Below are 15933 nucleotides of genomic sequence, written 5' to 3'. Positions count from 1 at the left end.
GCCCGGCGATCGCGCGGATTGGAGCCCGAACTCACCATGTGACGCGTACAATGCGTGCCCCCTTTCCCTTCGGCGATCCCGCCCCAAGGCACCATGAGCGCCGATAACGCGACCCCGTTGTTCACCGACCTCGGCCTGCCCGAGACCCTGCTGGCCGCTTTGCGCGATGTCGGCTACGAGTCACCCTCGCCGATCCAGGCCGCGACCATCCCGCCCCTGCTGCAAGGCCGCGACGTGCTGGGCCAGGCCCAGACCGGCACCGGCAAGACCGCCGCGTTCGCCCTGCCGGCGCTGTCGCGGCTGGACGTCGCGGCCGGCAAGCCGCAGGTGCTGGTGCTGGCCCCGACCCGCGAGTTGGCCATTCAGGTCGCCGAGGCGTTCCAGACCTACGCCAAGCACATCCCCGGCTTCCAGATCCTGCCGATCTACGGTGGCCAGGGCTACGGACCGCAGCTGCACGCGCTCAAGCGCGGCGTGCATGTCGTCGTCGGCACCCCGGGCCGCGTCATCGATCATCTGGATCGCGGCACGCTGGATCTGTCCGAGCTGCGGATGCTGGTGCTGGACGAGGCCGACGAAATGCTGCGGATGGGCTTCATCGACGATGTCGAAGCCATCCTCAAGAAGACCCCGGCCAGCCGCCAGGTGGCGCTGTTCTCGGCCACCATGCCGGCGCAGATCAAGCGCATCGCCCAGACCTACCTGAAGGACCCGGTGGAAATCGCCATCAAGGCGCTGACCACCACCGCCGCGAGCATCCGCCAGCGCTACTGGATGGTCAGCGGCGTCAACAAGCTGGACGCGCTGACCCGGATCATGGAGGCCGAGCCGTTCGACGCCATGATCATCTTCGCCCGCACCAAGCTGGGCACCGACGAGCTGGCCGAAAAGCTGGCGGCGCGCGGCTTCCGCGCGGCGGCAATCAATGGCGACGTGGAGCAGAAGACCCGCGAGCGCACCATCGCGCGCCTGAAGGAAGGCCAGATCGACGTGCTGGTGGCCACCGATGTGGCCGCGCGCGGGCTGGACGTGGAGCGCATCAGCCACGTGCTGAACTACGACATCCCCTACGACACCGAGAGCTACGTCCACCGCATCGGCCGCACCGGCCGGGCCGGCCGCAGCGGCGAGGCGATCCTGTTCGTGGCCCCGCGCGAGCGCGGCATGCTGGGGGCGATCGAGCGCGCTACCCGGCAGAAGATCGAGCAGATGAACCTGCCCAGCGTGGACGCGGTGAACGAGCGTCGCGTGGCCAAGTTCCTGGACAAGATCGACGGCGCGCTGCAGAGCGACGACCTGTCGCTGTTCCGCGACCTGGTCGAGCGCTACGAGCAGGAAAAGAACGTGCCGGCGGTGGAAATCGCCGCGGCGCTGGCCAAGCTGGTGCAGGGCAAGACGCCGCTGCTGCTGCCCAAGCCTGCGGTGCCGGAGAAACCCTTCACTGCGGGCGATGGCCGTCCGCAGCGGACCGAGCGTCCGGCGCGCGAGCCGCGCGAACGCACCCCGCGCGAGCCGCTGCCGGCCGACGTGGGCATGCGCACCTACCGCATCGAGGTGGGCTACCAGCACGGCGCGCAGCCGGGCCACATCGTCGGTGCGATCGCCAACGAGGCCGACCTGGAATCCCGCTACATCGGCCGCATCGACATCCGCGACGACTACACCCTGGTCGACCTGCCCGACGGCATGCCGTCGGAGCTGCTGGAGCACCTGCAACAGGTGCGCGTGGCCAGCAAGCCGCTGCGGATGAAGCCGGCCAGCGATGCCGATATCGACGCCCCCAAGCGCAAGCGCAGCTTCGGCCCGCCGCGCGATGGCGATCGGCCGGGTGGTCCGCGCAAACCCGGCGGGTTCAAGCCCGGCGGACACAAGCCGGGCGGCTTCAAACCGCGCGGGCCGCGCTGATCGCCCACTTGCAGCCCTGATCGTCCGCGGATGACGCCCGCATCCCACCACGATGCCGTCGTCATCGGTGCCGGCGCCGCCGGCCTGATGTGCGCGCTGGCAGCAGGCCGGCGCGGGCTGCGCGTGCTCGTCGTCGACCACGCCAACAAGGTCGGCAAGAAGATCCTGATGTCCGGCGGCGGGCGCTGCAATTTCACCAATACCGGCACCACGCCCGCCAACTACCTGTCGGCCAACCCGCACTTCTGCAAGTCGGCGCTGGCGCGCTACACGCCCTGGCATTTCATCGAGCTGGTGGAGCGGCACCGCATCGCCTACCACGAGAAAGAGCTGGGCCAGCTGTTCTGCGACGAGTCCTCGAAGCAGATCGTGGCGATGCTGCTGGCCGAATGCGCCGATGCGGGGGTGGAGATCCGCACCCATTGCGCCATCGAACGAGTGGAACATACCGACCCCGGCCGCTTCCGCCTGCATACCGCGCAGGGACGCTTCGAGGCCGCCTCGCTGGTAGTGGCCAGCGGTGGGCTGTCGATCCCGAGCATGGGCGCCAGCGGCTTCGGCTATCAGCTGGCACAGCAGTTCGGCCACGCGGTGCTGCCGACGCGTGCCGGACTCGTGCCCCTGACCCTGAGCGGCAAGCATGCGGAGCGGCTGCACGACCTGGCCGGCGTGGCGCTGCCGGTGGAAGCCCGCTGCAACGGTGCCAGCTTCCGCAACTTCATGCTGGTCACCCACCGCGGCATCAGCGGCCCGGCGATCCTGCAGATCTCCAACTACTGGCAACCCGGCGACGAACTGCGCCTGGATTTGCTGCCGGGTACCGACATCGATGCGCTGCTGCGCGACTGGCAGCAGTCGCGGCGCGGCGCGGAGCTGAAGACGCTGTTGGCGGAGGTGCTGCCCAAGCGCTTCGCTCAGCGGCTGTGCGAGCACTGGTTCAGCAGCAAACCGCTGCGCCAGTACAACCCGCGCGAGCTGGACGGCCTCGCCGCACTGCTGCGCGACTGGCCGCTGGTGGCCAGTGGCAGCGAAGGCTACCGCACCGCCGAGGTGACCATGGGCGGCGTCGACACTGACGGCCTGTCTTCCGCCACGATGATGTCGAAGACGGTGCCGGGGCTGTATTTCGTCGGCGAAGTTGCGGATGTCACCGGCTGGCTGGGCGGCTACAACTTCCAGTGGGCCTGGGCGTCCGGCCACGCCGCGGGACAGGCGCTGGGCGGGCCCTGAAGCGCGACGCTGCTACGCCGAGTCAAATGAAGGGCACCAGCGGCAGCCCCAGATAAGGGTGCACCAGCCACCACAGCCCCACCACCGCTGCCAGCCACAGCAGCAGCTTGACCAGCGCGCCGGCAAGCTTCAGCGCCAGCCACACGCCCACCACCACCAGCACGATCGCGATCCAGTTCATGCGGCCGCTCCCGCCGCCATTGGCCGCAGCTGCGGGTCCAGCGCCACCCGATCGTCGAACACGAAGCAGCCGCCCGCATAGCCCATGCCGCCCACCTGCTCGAAATAACCAAGGATGCCGTCGTCCAGCTGCAGCACGTTGTCCATGCCGTCGGCGCGCAGCCACAGCGCGGCTTTTTCGCAGCGGATCCCGCCGGTGCAGAAGCTGACCACGGCGGCATCGCGCAGCGCCTCGCGATGCGGGGCCAGCGCCGTCGGCAGGTCGGTGAACCTGTCGATCGGCAGGGTCAGCGCACCGTCGAAAGTGCCGTGGGCGACTTCCTCGCGGTTGCGCGTATCCAGCAGCACCAGCCGGCGACCGGCATCATCGCGGCCGCCCTGTGCGATCCAGCGTGCCAGCGTGGCCGGCGCCACCGTCGGCGCGCGCTCGCCGGCCTGAAGCGGCGAGGCCGCCTCGCGCCGGAAGGTGATGATTTCCGCCTTGCGCTTCACCTTCAGCCGCGCAAACGGCACCACCTCGCTCCAGCTTTCCTTGGCATGCAGCGCGGCGAAGCGCGGGTCTGTGCGCAGCCAGGCCAGGAAACCTCGCAGCGGCGCTTCGGCGCCGGCCAGGAACAGGTTCAGGCCTTCCGGCGTCACCAGCATGGTGCCGCGCAGCGTCGATGCCTCGGCCTGCGCGTGCAGGCGCGCGGCCAGCGCATCGGCATCGTCGATGGCCACGAACAGATAGGCGGCGATGTTGAGGATCATGCGAAGTCCGGCGGGCGCAAACCATCCATTCTAGTCGCCCACCGGCGGCGGCCGTGGAATCATGTGCGGATGTCCGAGATCCCGCATCCCCGCCGCGTTGCCGTGATCGGCGGCGGCCCCGCCGGCCTGATGGCCGCCGAAGCCGCGCGCGCCGGCGGCGCCGAGGTCCACCTGTTCGAAGCCAAAGGGTCGGTGGGCCGCAAGTTCCTGATCGCCGGCAAGGGCGGATTGAACCTGACCCACGGCGAAGCCCGCCCGGGTTTCGATGCACGCTATCGCGAACGTGCCGATGCGGTGGGCCGCTGGCTGGATGTTTTCGACGCCGACGCACTGCGCCAATGGGCGCGCGGGCTGGGCGTGGAGACCTATGTCGGCAGCTCCGGGCGGGTATTCCCGCTGGATCGCAAGGCCGCGCCGCTGCTGCGCGCGTGGGTGCGGCGATTGAAGGAGGCCGGCGTGCACATGCACGTCCACCATCGTTGGCAAGGCTGGGACGAAGCCGGTGCGCTGCGCTTCGACACACCGGCTGGTGCCTCCACATTCGTTGCCGACGCGGTGGTGCTGGCACTGGGGGGCGGCAGCTGGCCGCAGCTGGGGTCGGACGGCGTTTGGGTGGAGTTGCTGGCCACGCGCGGCATCGACATCGCGCCGCTGGCGCCCGCCAACTGTGGGTTCGACATCGGCTGGAGCGCGCTGCTGGCGGGCAAGTTCGCCGGCGCGCCGCTGAAGCCGGTGGTCGCGCATTGGCAGGACGCCGCCGGCACCGCGCACGCGCTGCAGGGCGAATGCGTGCTCACCGCCACCGGCATCGAAGGCAGCCTGATCTATGCCATCGCCGCCGACCTGCGCACCACCATCACTCGCGACGGCAGCGCGCTGCTCCAGCTGGATCTTGCGCCCGGCCGCGACCCCGAGCGCCTGCACGCCGACCTGTCGAAGCCGCGCAAGGGCCGCAGCCTGGGCGAGCACCTGCGTCGGCAGGCGGGGCTGGATGCGGCCAAATGCGCGCTGGTGTTCGAAGTGTTGGACAAGACCACGTTGCAGGACATGGCCACCGTCGCCGCAACAATCAAACGCCTGCCGCTGGTCTTGCTGCGCCCGCGGCCGCTGGCGGAAACGATCTCCACGGCCGGCGGGATAAGACTGGAGTCGCTGGACGACTCGCTGATGCTGCGCGAGCGGCCCGGCCTCTTCTGCGCGGGTGAAATGCTGGACTGGGAAGCGCCGACCGGTGGCTATCTGCTGACCGCCTGCTTCGCCAGCGGGCTGGTGGCCGGCCGCGGCGCCGCGGCGTGGCTGGCGCGCCGGGACTGAGCCGGAACCTGGGCGCGAACGACTCAGTCGACGTCCGGCAGGGCCGTCGGCACCGAGGCCGTCGGCGCGGCACGACGGAACCTGCGGAAAAACGCCACCGCGCGTTCGCGGTTACGGCTCAGCAGGTACCAGCCGACGCACAAGGCGCCGAAGGCCAGCAGCAGCAGCGGATTGGGCACGTCCATGCGCATCGCCTGCCCGGCAGCCAATCCGCACAGCAGGCTGAACCAGGTCAGATGCAGCGCCGCGCGGGTCGGCCCGAAGCCGGCATCCTGCATGATGTGGTGGATATGGTCGCGACCGGCCGAGAACGGCGAACGCCCTTCCTGCACGCGGCGCAGGATCAGCACCAGGCAGTCCATCACCGGCACCGGCAACAGCCACAGCGCCAGCACCGGATTCACCGGATGCCCCGGGTTCTGGGTGAGGCGGAAACTGACCCAGGCGATCAGCAGGCCCAGCAGGGCGCTGCCGGCATTACCGAGGAACACTTTTGCGCGCGGCCGCCACGGCAGGCGCATGTTCCAGACCAGGAAACCCGCAAGCGCGCCGCACAGCACCGACAGCCGCCCCGCCAGCACTGCGTTGCCGGCATACATCGCGGCAAACGCCAGCATGGCCAGCGCCGCCAGCCCCAGCAGGCCGGCCAGCCCGTCGGCGCCGTCGATCATGTTGACCGCGTTGATGATGCCGATGGTGGCGAATACCGTGAACGGCACCGACAACCAGCCCAGCGACATCTCGCCCAGGCCGAACACCGGGCCGATCTGCTCCACCCGTACCCCGCCCCAGTAGATGATCAGCAGCGCCGCGATCGCCTGGCCCAGCACGCGCGTATACCAGCGCATGTCGCGCAGGTCGTCGTAGAGGCCCATCACCACCAGCAGGAACGAGGCCGCCAGCAGCGAATGCACGGCGTGGCTGCTGGACTGGAACCACAGCAGCACCATCGCGCTGCCGACAAAGATCGCCAGGCCGCCGGTGACTGGCGTGGGGGACTGGTGGTCCTTGCGCCCTCCGGGGCAATCCAGCAGCCCTAGCCTGCAGGCTGCAGGCTGTATCAACCAAAGCACGCCGGCGGTGACGGCGAACGCCAGCAGCGTGGCCAACGGATCGAACCCAAGGAACTTGTGCAACATCCTGTTGCTCCGGCCGGACCAGAAACCCGAGTCTACGTCCTGACGGGTTGTTCAGCCATTCACGGGACAGGCGACATGCGTTGGGCCCGGAGTGCCGCCTCCCCCACCCGACCGAGGCTGGTGTCTACACATGCTCCGGCCGCATATACGGGAACAGCAGCACGTCACGGATCGAGCTGGAGCCAGTCAGCAGCATCACGAAGCGGTCGATGCCCACGCCCAACCCGCCGGTGGGGGCCAGGCCCACCTCCAGCGCGCGGATGTAGTCGGCATCGAAATGCATGGCCTCGTCGTCGCCTGCGTCCTTCGCCTCGACCTGCGCGCGGAAGCGCGCGGCCTGGTCTTCCGGGTCATTCAGCTCCGAGAAGCCGTTGGCCAGCTCCTTGCCGCCCACGAACAGCTCGAAGCGGTCGGTGATGCCGGGCTCGCTGTCGGATTCGCGCGCCAGCGGGCTGACTTCCACCGGGTAATGGGTGATGAAGGTTGGCTGGACCAGGCCGGTTTCGACGGTCTTCTCGAAGATCTCCAGCAGCAGCTTGCCCCAGCCGTAGCCGGGTTTGACCGGAATCTTCAGGCGCGCGCAATGGGCGGCCAGCGCGGCGCGGTCGCGGCAGTCGGCCACGGAGATCTCCGGGTTCAGCTCGCGCACCGCCTCTTCCAGCTTCCAGCGGCGGAAGGCGGGCGCGAGGTCGATCGTCTGGCCGTCCCACTCGAACACGGTGGTGGCCATCGCCTCCAGCGCGACGTCGCGCATCATCGCTTCGGTCAGGTCCATCACCTCGGTGTACGTGGCGTAGGCCTCGTACAGTTCGAGCATGGTGAACTCGGGATTGTGGCGGGTGGATACGCCCTCGTTGCGGAAGTTGCGGTTGATCTCGTAGACGCGCTCCAGGCCGCCAACGACCAGCCGCTTGAGGTACAGCTCCGGCGCCACCCGCAGGAACAGCTGCAGGTCCAGCGCGTTGTGGTGGGTCACGAACGGGCGCGCGGTGGCGCCGCCGGCGATGTACTGCATCATCGGCGTTTCCACTTCGAGGAAGCGGCGCGCGTCCAGCCAGTGGCGGATCGCGCGGACGATGCGCGAGCGGGCGATGAAGACTTCGCGCGCTTCCGGGGTGACGATCAGGTCGACGTAGCGCTGGCGGTAGCGCTGCTCGACATCGCTCAGGCCGTGGAACTTGTCCGGCAGCGGCCGCAGCGACTTCACCAGCAGGCGCAACGAGGCGGCCTTGACCGACAGCTCGCCGGTCTTGGTACGCATCAGGCTGCCCTCGGCCGCCACGATGTCGCCGATGTCCCAGCCCTTGAAGGCTTCGTACGACTCGCCCAGCACGTTGGCCTGCAGGAACAGCTGGATCCTGCCACTCATGTCCTGCACGGTGGCGAACGCGGCCTTGCCCATGACCCGCTTGGCGAGGATGCGGCCGGCGATGGCGACGCTGCGGCCGCTGGCTTCCAGCGCTTCGCCGGTCCACTGCTCGGCATCGGCGTATTCGCCCTGCAGGTCGCCGGCGAAGTCGGCGCGGCGGAAGTCGTTGGGGAACGCGCCGCCCTGCCCGCGCAGCGCGGCAAGCTTGGCGCGGCGCTCGGCAATCAGGTGGTTTTCGTCGACGGGCTGGGAAGGGGTGGGGTCGTTCATCGGGAATCCGTCACGCGCGCTGACGGCAGCGGCGTGCCACAGGGGAATGGGGGGTTGATGCAGGCCGGAAAGAATACCAGAGCGACCGCCGCAACCCGCGGCGCAGCGGCATTGCCGTGGCCACGGCACATTTCCTGCATGAGCAGACCCAACGCCATTATTCCGACGCCATGCGCATCCTTGCCGCTCTTCTCCTCTTGCTGGCATCACTGCCGCTGACCGCGGCCACCGGCACCCCCGCCCCGCCGCAGGGCGCGGAGAGCAACCTGCAACTGACCCAATGCATGAGCCTGCAGGGCAGCCTTTCGCGGCAGACCACCGCGCTGGCGGAGCTGCAGGCGCACAGCCAGGCGCTGTCGTCCCAGCGCGAGCTGGAGCGGATGCGCAACGAAAGCCGCATCCAGGCGCTGGAAAACGAAAAGGCAAGGCTGCTGTCGGCAGCGGTGATCGCGGTACTGATCCTGCTGCTGGCGGCGGCGACCAGCTTCGGGCTGCTGCTGCGCAAGCGCCATCGGCAGCTGCGCCGGCTCAGCGAGGTCGACGTATTGACTGGGCTCGGCAACCGCCGCGCGGCCACGCGCAAGCTCGATGCGCTGGCGGCCCAGCGCGGCCCGGATGGCACCCGCCACGTGCTGTTCCTGATCGATGTCGACCATTTCAAACAGATCAACGACAGCCACGGCCACCACGTCGGCGACGAGGTGCTGGTCGCACTGGCGGCAAAGCTGAAGGCGGCCTGCCGGCCCACCGACCTGGTGGCGCGCTGGGGCGGCGAAGAATTCCTGGTCGCCTGCACCAGCCTGACCCGCGAACAGGCCGAACAGGTCGCCGCGCGGTTGCGCCGGGCAATGGCCTACACGCTGGAAACCACCCACGCCGCGCGGCTGATCACGGTGTCGCTGGGGCTGGCGCCGATTCCGTTCTTCGACAGCGGCGACGAACCGTCGCCGGCCAGCTGCTGGGACTACGCATTGCGCATGGCCGATCGCGCCCTGTACGCGGCCAAGCGCCATCGCGACGCCTGGGTGGGCTACTGGGGGGCGCAGCTACCCGACAACGCCACCGCCGAAGCGGTGCTGGAACAGCCGGAAGCGGCCGATGGCATCGTCACCGTGATGTCCAGCGTGCCGCGGATCGTCTCCACCTCGTCGGCAGCTGCCCGCGCGCGCAGCCTCAAGGCGCTGCGCGCACAGGGGTGAGCGCGCTCAGACCGCGTCGTTACGCTTGGCGCCGGCCTCCAGGCCCGATTTGAGGCTGGCTTCGACGAATTCGTCGAGGTCGCCGTCCAACACCTTCTGGGTATCGCTGCGCTCGATGCCGGTGCGCAGATCCTTGATCCGGCTCTGGTCCAGCACGTAGTTCCGGATCTGGCTGCCCCAGCCCACGTCGGACTTGGTCGCTTCCAGTGCGTCCTTCTCGGCGTTGCGCTTCTGCACTTCCAGCTCGTAGAGCTTGGCCGCCAGCATCTTCATCGCGCGGTCGCGATTGGCATGCTGGCTGCGCTCGGTCTGGCAGGCGACCACCGTGTTGGTGGGAACGTGGGTAATGCGCACCGCCGACTCGGTCTTGTTGACGTGCTGGCCGCCGGCGCCGCTGGAACGATAGACATCGGTGCGCAGGTCGGCCGGGTTGATCTCGATGTCGATGTCGTCATCCACTTCCGGCGACACGAACACACTGGTGAAGCTGGTGTGGCGGCGGTTGTCGGAGTCGAACGGCGACTTGCGCACCAGCCGGTGCACGCCGATTTCGGTCTTCAGCCAGCCATAGGCGTATTCGCCCTCCACCCGGAAGGTAGCGGACTTGATGCCGGCCACGTCGCCGCCGGAGGCTTCCAGCAGCTCGGTTTTCCAGCCGCGCGACTCGCACCAGCGCAGGTACATGCGCAGCAGGATTTCCGCCCAGTCCTGCGCTTCGGTGCCACCGGCGCCGGCCTGGATGTCGACGAAGGCGTTGCAGCTGTCCATCTGCCCCGAGAACATGCGCTGGAACTCGATCGCCTCCACGCCTTTCTCGTACTGATCGACGTCGGCTACCACGGCCTGCGCGGTGTCCTCGTCGTCTTCCATCTCGGCCAGTTCCAGCAGCTCGCCGGCGCCGACCAGACCATCAGTCAGGTTGCGGATGCCGTTGACGGTCTTGTCCAGCAGCGAACGCTCGCGCCCCAGCGCCTGCGCGCGGGCGGGATCGTTCCAGACGCCCGGATGTTCCAGTTCGCGTTCTACTTCTTCCAGGCGTTCGCGCTTGGTGTCGTAGTCAAAGATACCCCCGGAGCGCATCGAGCCGACCGGTCAGGTCGGCGATGCGGGCTCGGATGGGATTGAGCTCGATCATGGGGAAAACCGCGTGTTCGGATGAATCGCGCATTTTAGCAGCGCGCGGCGCCCCTTACGCCGCGGCGCAACGCTTGCGCCGGCTTTCCGCGCACAGGATCGTAGTGGGCGCTACGACGCGCGGGCCTGGCGACGCTTGTCCCGGATTGGGGCTGGCCCAGGTCGGGGGAACCCCACGGGTCTCAACCCTCCAGCCCGGCGCGCTGCCGCAGATCGCCGCGATAGGTGCGGCTGCACGGCAGCTTCGCGCCGTCCTGCATATGCACGCGGGCGTCGCCGGTCTCCAGCGGCTCGATGGAGACGATGCGGTCGAGGTTGACCATGTAGCTGCGGTGGACCCGTGCGAAGCGCGCCGGGTCCAGCCGTGCCTCGATGCCGGCCAGGGTGCTGCGCAGGGGGTAGTCGTGGCCACGGACGCGCAGGTTCACGTAGTTGCCGGAGGCCTGCAGCCATTCGATGTCGTTGGCCGCCAACAGGAATTCCCTGCCCAGCTTGCGCACCAGGAAGCGCTCGGGGCGTTCCACCGGCTCCACCGGCGGGCCTTCGTCAGGCAGCGACAGCAGCATGGCCTCGCCCTGCAGGCGGCGCAGCAGCAGGCGGTAGCCCTCGATGGTCAGGACCACGCCGGCGTAGGAGCGCACGTCCTTCAGGTATTCGTAGCCGAATTCCCACAACCAGGGCGTGAAGTCGTAGCTGTCCCCGACGCTGGCGTACGCCGCTTTGCGCAGTACCACCATTCCGGCCACGTGCAGGGCCGACCAAGCCAGGCTCCCCAGCAGGTGCAGCGCCAGCACCCGCCGCCAGTCTTCAAGCCGCAGCGGGAACCGGCGGGTAAACCAGACCACCGCCGGCACCAGCGCCAGCGCGACCAGCGCCGAGCTGGTTTCCCAGACCGCCGGCTGCCAGGCGCTGAACCCCAGATGCAGCCGGCGCACGTCCATATTCACGGTGATGCTGTTGGCCAATGCCGAAACCAGGTACTGGACGACCCAGAACCCGGCCTCGACGCCGCGGCGCCACGGCTGGTAACGCTGGTAGAGAGTCGGGTCAGCCGGTTGCATCCGCGCATTGTAGGGGCGGGGCCGGGCGCTCCGTTCCCGCTTCGTCCCCCGGTTCCGCGGCCCGTCCCAAACCCGCGTCGCACGGTCACTCAGGGGTGGCAGGCCCGACCGGAGGACGGAACGCTGGCGGCTCCTTCGCAACGGCCATTCCCATGCAGCGCCGCCTCGATATCGACCGGGTTCGTGTCCTCGCCTTCGGCCTGCTGGTGCTCTACCACGTGGGCATGTACTACGTGAGCTGGGACTGGCACGTCAAAAGCCCGCACGCCAGCGCCACGCTGGAACCGCTGATGCTGCTGACCAGTCCGTGGCGGATGTCGCTGCTGTTCGTGGTCTCGGGCGTGGCCACCGCCTTCCTGCTGGCCAAGGCGAACCGTGGCGATGGGCGCTTCCTCGGCCCGCGCTCGTGGCGGCTGCTGCTGCCGCTGGTGTTCGGCATGTACGTCGTGGTGCCGCCGCAGGTCTATTACGAACTGGTCGAAAAGGTGCCGGGCGGCTTCCACGCCGGCTACGCCGCGTTCATGGGCACCTACCTGCGGGGCGGCGACTTCTACTGCGCGGCACCCGGCGACTGCGTGGACGCGCCGACCTGGAACCACCTGTGGTTCCTCGCTTACCTGTGGGCCTATACCGTCGTCCTGTGGCTGCTGTTGAAACTGGCGCCGGCGGCGATGCAATCGGTCGGTGGCTGGCTCGGGCGGCGACTGTCGGGCCCGGGCGCGCTGTTGTGGCCGATGGCGTGGCTGGCGCTGGCGCGGCTGGCGTTGGCGGGGCGCTTCGAGTCCACCCATGACCTGGTGGACGACTGGTACAACCACGCCCAGTACCTGCCCATGTTCCTGCTGGGTTACCTGCTGGCGTTCTCGACCGGCTTCTGGGAAGCGCTGCAGCGCCATCGCAAGGTCGCGCTGGGCATCGCCCTGGCCGGCTACGCCGTGATCGCCGGCGTCTGGTACTTCTCCGGCTACAGCGACGAAGTGCCGCCGCCCGAGACCCTGCGCCTGCTGTTGCGGCTGGTCTGGGGCATCAACCAGTGGTGCGCGATCGCGGCCATGTTCGGCTACGCCTACCGCCTGCGCGATGTCGACAGCCCCGCCCTGCGCTACCTGGCGCCGGCGGTGTTCCCGGTCTACATCCTGCACCAGACCGTCATCGTCGCGCTGGCGCATACGGCCAAACCGCTGGCCCTGCCGCCGCTGCTGGAGGGCCCGCTGCTGGTGGTGCTGACCTTCGCGGCGTGCTTCGGCGGCTACGAACTGATCCGCCGGGTCCCGGTGCTGCGGCCGCTGTTCGGCCTCAGGCGGGAGGCGAAGCGGCTGCCGCTTGCCGATGCACCACCACAAGCTGGATAGCATCGCCGCCGCGATAATCGTCGGGCGCTAGCCGGTAGGCGACATGGATGCGTCGGCCCGGCTCCTCGCCATTCCAGCCGTTGAAATGGATGGCGTTGCAGCGGCGCCCGCCGAGGCCGAGTTCCAGCTTGAGGTGGCGTTCCTTCAGCACGCGGAAACCCAGCACCTCGAACTCGCCGTCGAACAACGGCTCCGGGTAGCCCTGTCCCCAATGGCCACCGTCGCGCAGCGCCAGCGCGACGTCAGCCCGCAACTCTTCCGCGCGCAGTTCGCCGTCGCTGCGCAGCTCCTCGGTCAGCAGCGCGGGGTCCAGCCACTCGCGCGCGACCTGCACGAAGGCATCGCGGAACATCGGGAAAGCCTCGCGCGGCAGGGTCAGGCCCGCCGCCATCGCGTGACCACCGAAGCGCGGAATCAGGCCGGGATGGCGCGCATCCACCAGCGCCAGCGCGTCGCGGACGTGGAAGCCGGGAATCGAACGCGCCGATCCGCGCAGCATGTCGCCGTCCGGCTCGGCCGGCGCGAAGGCGATGGCGGGCCGGTGCAGGCGCTCCTTCAGCTTGGACGCCACCAGCCCGACCACGCCGGGATGCCAGTCGGGATCGAACAGGCAGGCCGCGTGGCTGGCATCGATGCCGTCCAGCTTTGTCTCCGCCACGTCCTGCATGTCGGCCTGCAGCGCGCGGCGCTCGTCGTTGATGCCGTGCAGGATGGCGGCCAGCTCGCGCGCCTGCATCGCATCGTCGATGAGCAGGCATTCGATGCCGATGCCCATGTCTTCCAGCCGGCCCGCGGCGTTGATGCGCGGCCCGATGGCGAACCCGACATCGGCGGTGGACAGGGTGGCATCGCGCCGGCCCGAGACTTCAATCAACGCCCGCAGCCCGGCACTGCCCTGCCCGGCCCGCAGCCGCCGCAGCCCGGCGCCGACCAGCGCCCGGTTGTTGGCGTCCAGCGGCACCATGTCCGCCACCGTGCCCACCGCGACCAGATCCAGCAGAACGGAGAGGTCGGCCTTCGATGCCATCGCGGCGCGCAGCGCCAACAGGACGTAGAACATCACCCCCACCCCGGCCAACGCCTTGCTGGCGAAGCCGCAGCCGGGCTGGTTGGGATTGACGATGGCGTCGGCCGGCGGCAGCGTCGGGCCCGGCAGGTGGTGGTCGGTGACCAGCACCTGCCAGCCGAGCGCCTTCGCCGCCTGGATGCCGGCATGGCAGGCGATGCCGTGGTCCACCGTGACCACCAGATCGGGCTGCAGCGCCGCCAGTTCCTCCACCAGTCCGGGACTCAGCCCGTAGCCGTGGACGATGCGGTTGGGCACCGCGTGGGAAACCCGGCGCGCGCCCAGCAGGCGCAGGCCGCGCACGCCCACCGCACAGGCGGTGGCGCCGTCGCAGTCGAAATCGCCGACAACAAGGATGTGCGCATCCGCGTCGATCGCCGCGCGCAGCAGCTGCACCGCCGCGTCGATGCCCAGCAGATCCGAGGGGGGCAGCAGGTCGGCCAGCCGCGGCATCGCCGCGCGCGCATCGCTGCCGCGCGCGGCATGCACGCGACGCAGCAGGTCAGGCCAATGCTCGGGCCAGTCGCCGCTCGGTTCGGCAGCCGGCCGGCGGACGATGCGGCGCACCGCGCTCACCCGGGAATCGCCGTCATCGGCCTGCGCCACAAGCGCCAGCGCTGACCGCGGTGCAGCGCGAACGACAGGCCATCGGCAAAATCGAAAATCGCTTCGCCGCGCGCGGCCGCCGGCGCCAGCCAGTGCTCAAGCAACGCGCGCGGTTCGCGCTGACCGCGCAGGTCGACCAGCGCAGCACCTTGGACCTGATCGAATGCGGGCGCGGCATGCCCTGCAGCTTGCCCAATCGGGCCGCGCCCAGCACCGCGGGATCGTCGGAATACACGGTGGCTGCGTCGGCCGATACCGCGCCGGGCAAGTCCCCGCCACCCCAGAACCACAGCGCGTTCACCGGCACCCGGCCCGAGGCCAGCCGTGCCGCGTTGTGCGGATGGTTGTGCAGGGTGATCTGCAGCTCGCTTTCCAGCACGCGCCAGCGCCGCGCCGCGTCATCGCGCTGCGCGTGTTCGAAAACGTCATCGCCCAGCGCCTGCTCGGGCGGGGCGAACGCCGGCAGCGGCGTGCCGGCCGGCAGGCGCAGGTACCAGCGGGCCGGATGCGGAGCGTCCAGCATGAAACCGGCATCGTCGAACAGCGGGCGCAGCACGGGCAGCAACGCGTCCACGTCGGCTTGGTCCATGCCCAGGTTCGCGCCCACCCCGAGCAGGCGTGCGCCGTTGATGTCGGGGCGGATATGCGCGGGATCGGCGCGCAGCCAGGTCGCGCCGCGCGCTTCGTTTTCGCCCGCGTCCAGCAGCCGTGTCAGCGCCGCCGCCGGCCAGCCGCGCGGCCGCAGGTCGAAATGGCGGGCCAGCAACTCCGGCTCGCCGGGAACGGCACGTGCGCGGTCGGCGCGCCCCAGCGCCTGCGCCAATGCGGGCGGCAGGGCGACGCCGGCAAACCGCGATGCCGCCGGCAACAGCAGCGTCAGCCGCGCCACGGCTCAGCCCTTGTACGCGACCGAAATGATCTCGTACTCGCGGGTACCGCCCGGCGCCTCGATGGTGATGGCGTCCCCTTCGTTCTTGCCGATCATGGCGCGCGCCACCGGCGAGGAAATCGCGATCAGGCCCTGCTTGATGTCGGCCTCGAGGTCGCCGACGATCTGGTAGGTCTTCTCCTCGTCGGTATCGCAATCCACCAGCACCACGGTGGCGCCGAACACCACCTTGTCGCCGGCGGCGAGCTGGGACACGTCGATGACCTGGGCGTGCGACAGCTCCGCTTCCAGATGCTTGATGCGGCCTTCGATGAAGCCCTGCTGCTCGCGCGCGGCGTGGTACTCGGCGTTCTCCTTGAGATCGCCGTGGGCGCGCGCCTCGGCGATCGCCTCGATCACCGCGGGACGCTTGACCGACTTCAGTTCTTCCAGTTCCGCGCGCAGGCGCTGCGCGCCCTTGGCGGTGATG

14 protein-coding genes are annotated in these 15933 nt (G+C 69.4%); 5 read left to right on the top strand and 9 right to left on the bottom strand.

Going from position 1 to position 15933, the window contains the following annotated elements; all coding sequences use genetic code 11:
* Positions 1-93: 93 nt before the first annotated feature.
* A complete protein-coding gene (locus E5S66_RS07295) occupies positions 94-1905 on the top strand; it encodes a DEAD/DEAH box helicase (RefSeq protein WP_138348590.1) in 1812 nt (603 codons plus the stop codon).
* A gap of 30 nt (positions 1906-1935) precedes the next feature.
* A complete protein-coding gene (locus E5S66_RS07290; RefSeq protein WP_138348589.1) occupies positions 1936-3135 on the top strand; it encodes a BaiN/RdsA family NAD(P)/FAD-dependent oxidoreductase in 1200 nt (399 codons plus the stop codon).
* A gap of 22 nt (positions 3136-3157) precedes the next feature.
* Here E5S66_RS07290 and E5S66_RS07285 read toward each other — a convergent pair whose 3' ends face one another.
* Both E5S66_RS07285 and E5S66_RS07280 read right to left on the bottom strand, forming a co-directional pair.
* Entirely contained in the window at positions 3158-3316 is a 159-nt protein-coding gene (locus tag E5S66_RS07285; RefSeq protein ID WP_138348588.1) for a DUF4175 domain-containing protein, read from the bottom strand.
* On the bottom strand, positions 3313-4065 hold the full coding sequence (locus E5S66_RS07280) for a sulfurtransferase (protein WP_138348587.1): 753 nt from the start codon (positions 4063-4065) through the stop codon (positions 3313-3315). The genes E5S66_RS07285 and E5S66_RS07280 overlap by 4 nt, the downstream gene beginning before the upstream one ends.
* 69 nt (positions 4066-4134) lie before the next feature.
* On the opposite strand from E5S66_RS07280, the gene E5S66_RS07275 reads away from it, so the two are divergent.
* Complete coding sequence (locus E5S66_RS07275) at positions 4135-5379, top strand: TIGR03862 family flavoprotein (protein WP_138348586.1); 1245 nt, start codon at positions 4135-4137, stop codon at positions 5377-5379.
* 23 nt (positions 5380-5402) lie between these two features.
* Here E5S66_RS07275 and E5S66_RS07270 read toward each other — a convergent pair whose 3' ends face one another.
* Entirely contained in the window at positions 5403-6518 is a 1116-nt protein-coding gene (locus E5S66_RS07270; RefSeq protein ID WP_138348585.1) for an MraY family glycosyltransferase, read from the bottom strand.
* A 124-nt stretch (positions 6519-6642) separates the two neighbouring features.
* Complete coding sequence (lysS, locus tag E5S66_RS07265) at positions 6643-8157, bottom strand: lysine--tRNA ligase (RefSeq protein WP_138348584.1); 1515 nt, start codon at positions 8155-8157, stop codon at positions 6643-6645.
* Between the two features lie 116 nt (positions 8158-8273).
* On the opposite strand from lysS, the gene E5S66_RS07260 reads away from it, so the two are divergent.
* Positions 8274-9356, top strand: coding sequence for a GGDEF domain-containing protein (locus E5S66_RS07260; protein ID WP_138348583.1), 1083 nt, complete (start codon positions 8274-8276; stop codon positions 9354-9356).
* Positions 9357-9362: 6 nt separating this feature from the next.
* Here the strand turns inward: E5S66_RS07260 and prfB are convergent.
* Positions 9363-10491, bottom strand: a protein-coding gene (gene prfB, locus E5S66_RS07255) for a peptide chain release factor 2 (RefSeq protein ID WP_138348720.1) whose coding sequence is annotated in 2 segments (ribosomal slippage) — positions 9363-10415 and positions 10417-10491 — 1128 coding nt in all. Because the reading frame shifts where the segments join, the coding sequence is not laid out codon by codon here.
* Between the two features lie 181 nt (positions 10492-10672).
* A complete protein-coding gene (locus E5S66_RS07250; protein WP_138348582.1) occupies positions 10673-11551 on the bottom strand; it encodes a LytTR family DNA-binding domain-containing protein in 879 nt (292 codons plus the stop codon).
* A 152-nt stretch (positions 11552-11703) separates the two neighbouring features.
* Between E5S66_RS07250 and E5S66_RS07245 the strand changes: the two genes are divergently transcribed.
* Positions 11704-12903: an acyltransferase family protein gene (locus E5S66_RS07245; RefSeq protein WP_138348581.1), complete on the top strand. Its 1200-nt coding sequence runs from the start codon at positions 11704-11706 to the stop codon at positions 12901-12903.
* Here E5S66_RS07245 and recJ read toward each other — a convergent pair.
* Genes recJ through greA form a run of 3 tightly spaced genes read right to left on the bottom strand, consistent with a single transcriptional unit; the run spans position 12848 to position 15932 of the window.
* Entirely contained in the window at positions 12848-14545 is a 1698-nt protein-coding gene (gene recJ / locus E5S66_RS07240) for a single-stranded-DNA-specific exonuclease RecJ (RefSeq protein WP_138348580.1), read from the bottom strand. The two genes, E5S66_RS07245 and recJ, sit on opposite strands and share 56 nt — an antisense overlap.
* Positions 14546-14558: 13 nt before the next feature.
* The gene (locus E5S66_RS07235; protein WP_246037167.1) at positions 14559-15464 is read right to left on the bottom strand and encodes a phosphoglycerate mutase; all 906 of its coding nucleotides are present in this window, start codon (positions 15462-15464) and stop codon (positions 14559-14561) included.
* Between the two features lie 3 nt (positions 15465-15467).
* On the bottom strand, positions 15468-15932 hold the full coding sequence (gene greA, locus E5S66_RS07230; protein ID WP_028838314.1) for a transcription elongation factor GreA: 465 nt from the start codon (positions 15930-15932) through the stop codon (positions 15468-15470).
* Position 15933 lies beyond the last annotated feature (1 nt).

The sequence above is a fragment of the Thermomonas fusca genome, from assembly GCF_005862345.1.
GTDB lineage: Bacteria > Pseudomonadota > Gammaproteobacteria > Xanthomonadales > Xanthomonadaceae > Thermomonas > Thermomonas fusca.
The sequence above is the reverse complement of the archived record's forward strand: the minus strand, read 5'-3'. Positions and strand labels throughout refer to the sequence as shown.

Coding starts and splice junctions, on each gene's coding strand:
- E5S66_RS07280 (WP_138348587.1), bottom strand. CDS start 4,065: ATGATCCTCAACATCGCCGCCTATCTGTTCGTGGCCATCGACGATGCC.
- E5S66_RS07290 (WP_138348589.1), top strand. CDS start 1,936: ATGACGCCCGCATCCCACCACGATGCCGTCGTCATCGGTGCCGGCGCC.
- E5S66_RS07250 (WP_138348582.1), bottom strand. CDS start 11,551: ATGCAACCGGCTGACCCGACTCTCTACCAGCGTTACCAGCCGTGGCGC.
- E5S66_RS07270 (WP_138348585.1), bottom strand. CDS start 6,518: ATGTTGCACAAGTTCCTTGGGTTCGATCCGTTGGCCACGCTGCTGGCG.
- lysS (WP_138348584.1), bottom strand. CDS start 8,157: ATGAACGACCCCACCCCTTCCCAGCCCGTCGACGAAAACCACCTGATT.
- E5S66_RS07295 (WP_138348590.1), top strand. CDS start 94: ATGAGCGCCGATAACGCGACCCCGTTGTTCACCGACCTCGGCCTGCCC.
- E5S66_RS07275 (WP_138348586.1), top strand. CDS start 4,135: ATGTCCGAGATCCCGCATCCCCGCCGCGTTGCCGTGATCGGCGGCGGC.
- E5S66_RS07245 (WP_138348581.1), top strand. CDS start 11,704: ATGCAGCGCCGCCTCGATATCGACCGGGTTCGTGTCCTCGCCTTCGGC.
- E5S66_RS07285 (WP_138348588.1), bottom strand. CDS start 3,316: ATGAACTGGATCGCGATCGTGCTGGTGGTGGTGGGCGTGTGGCTGGCG.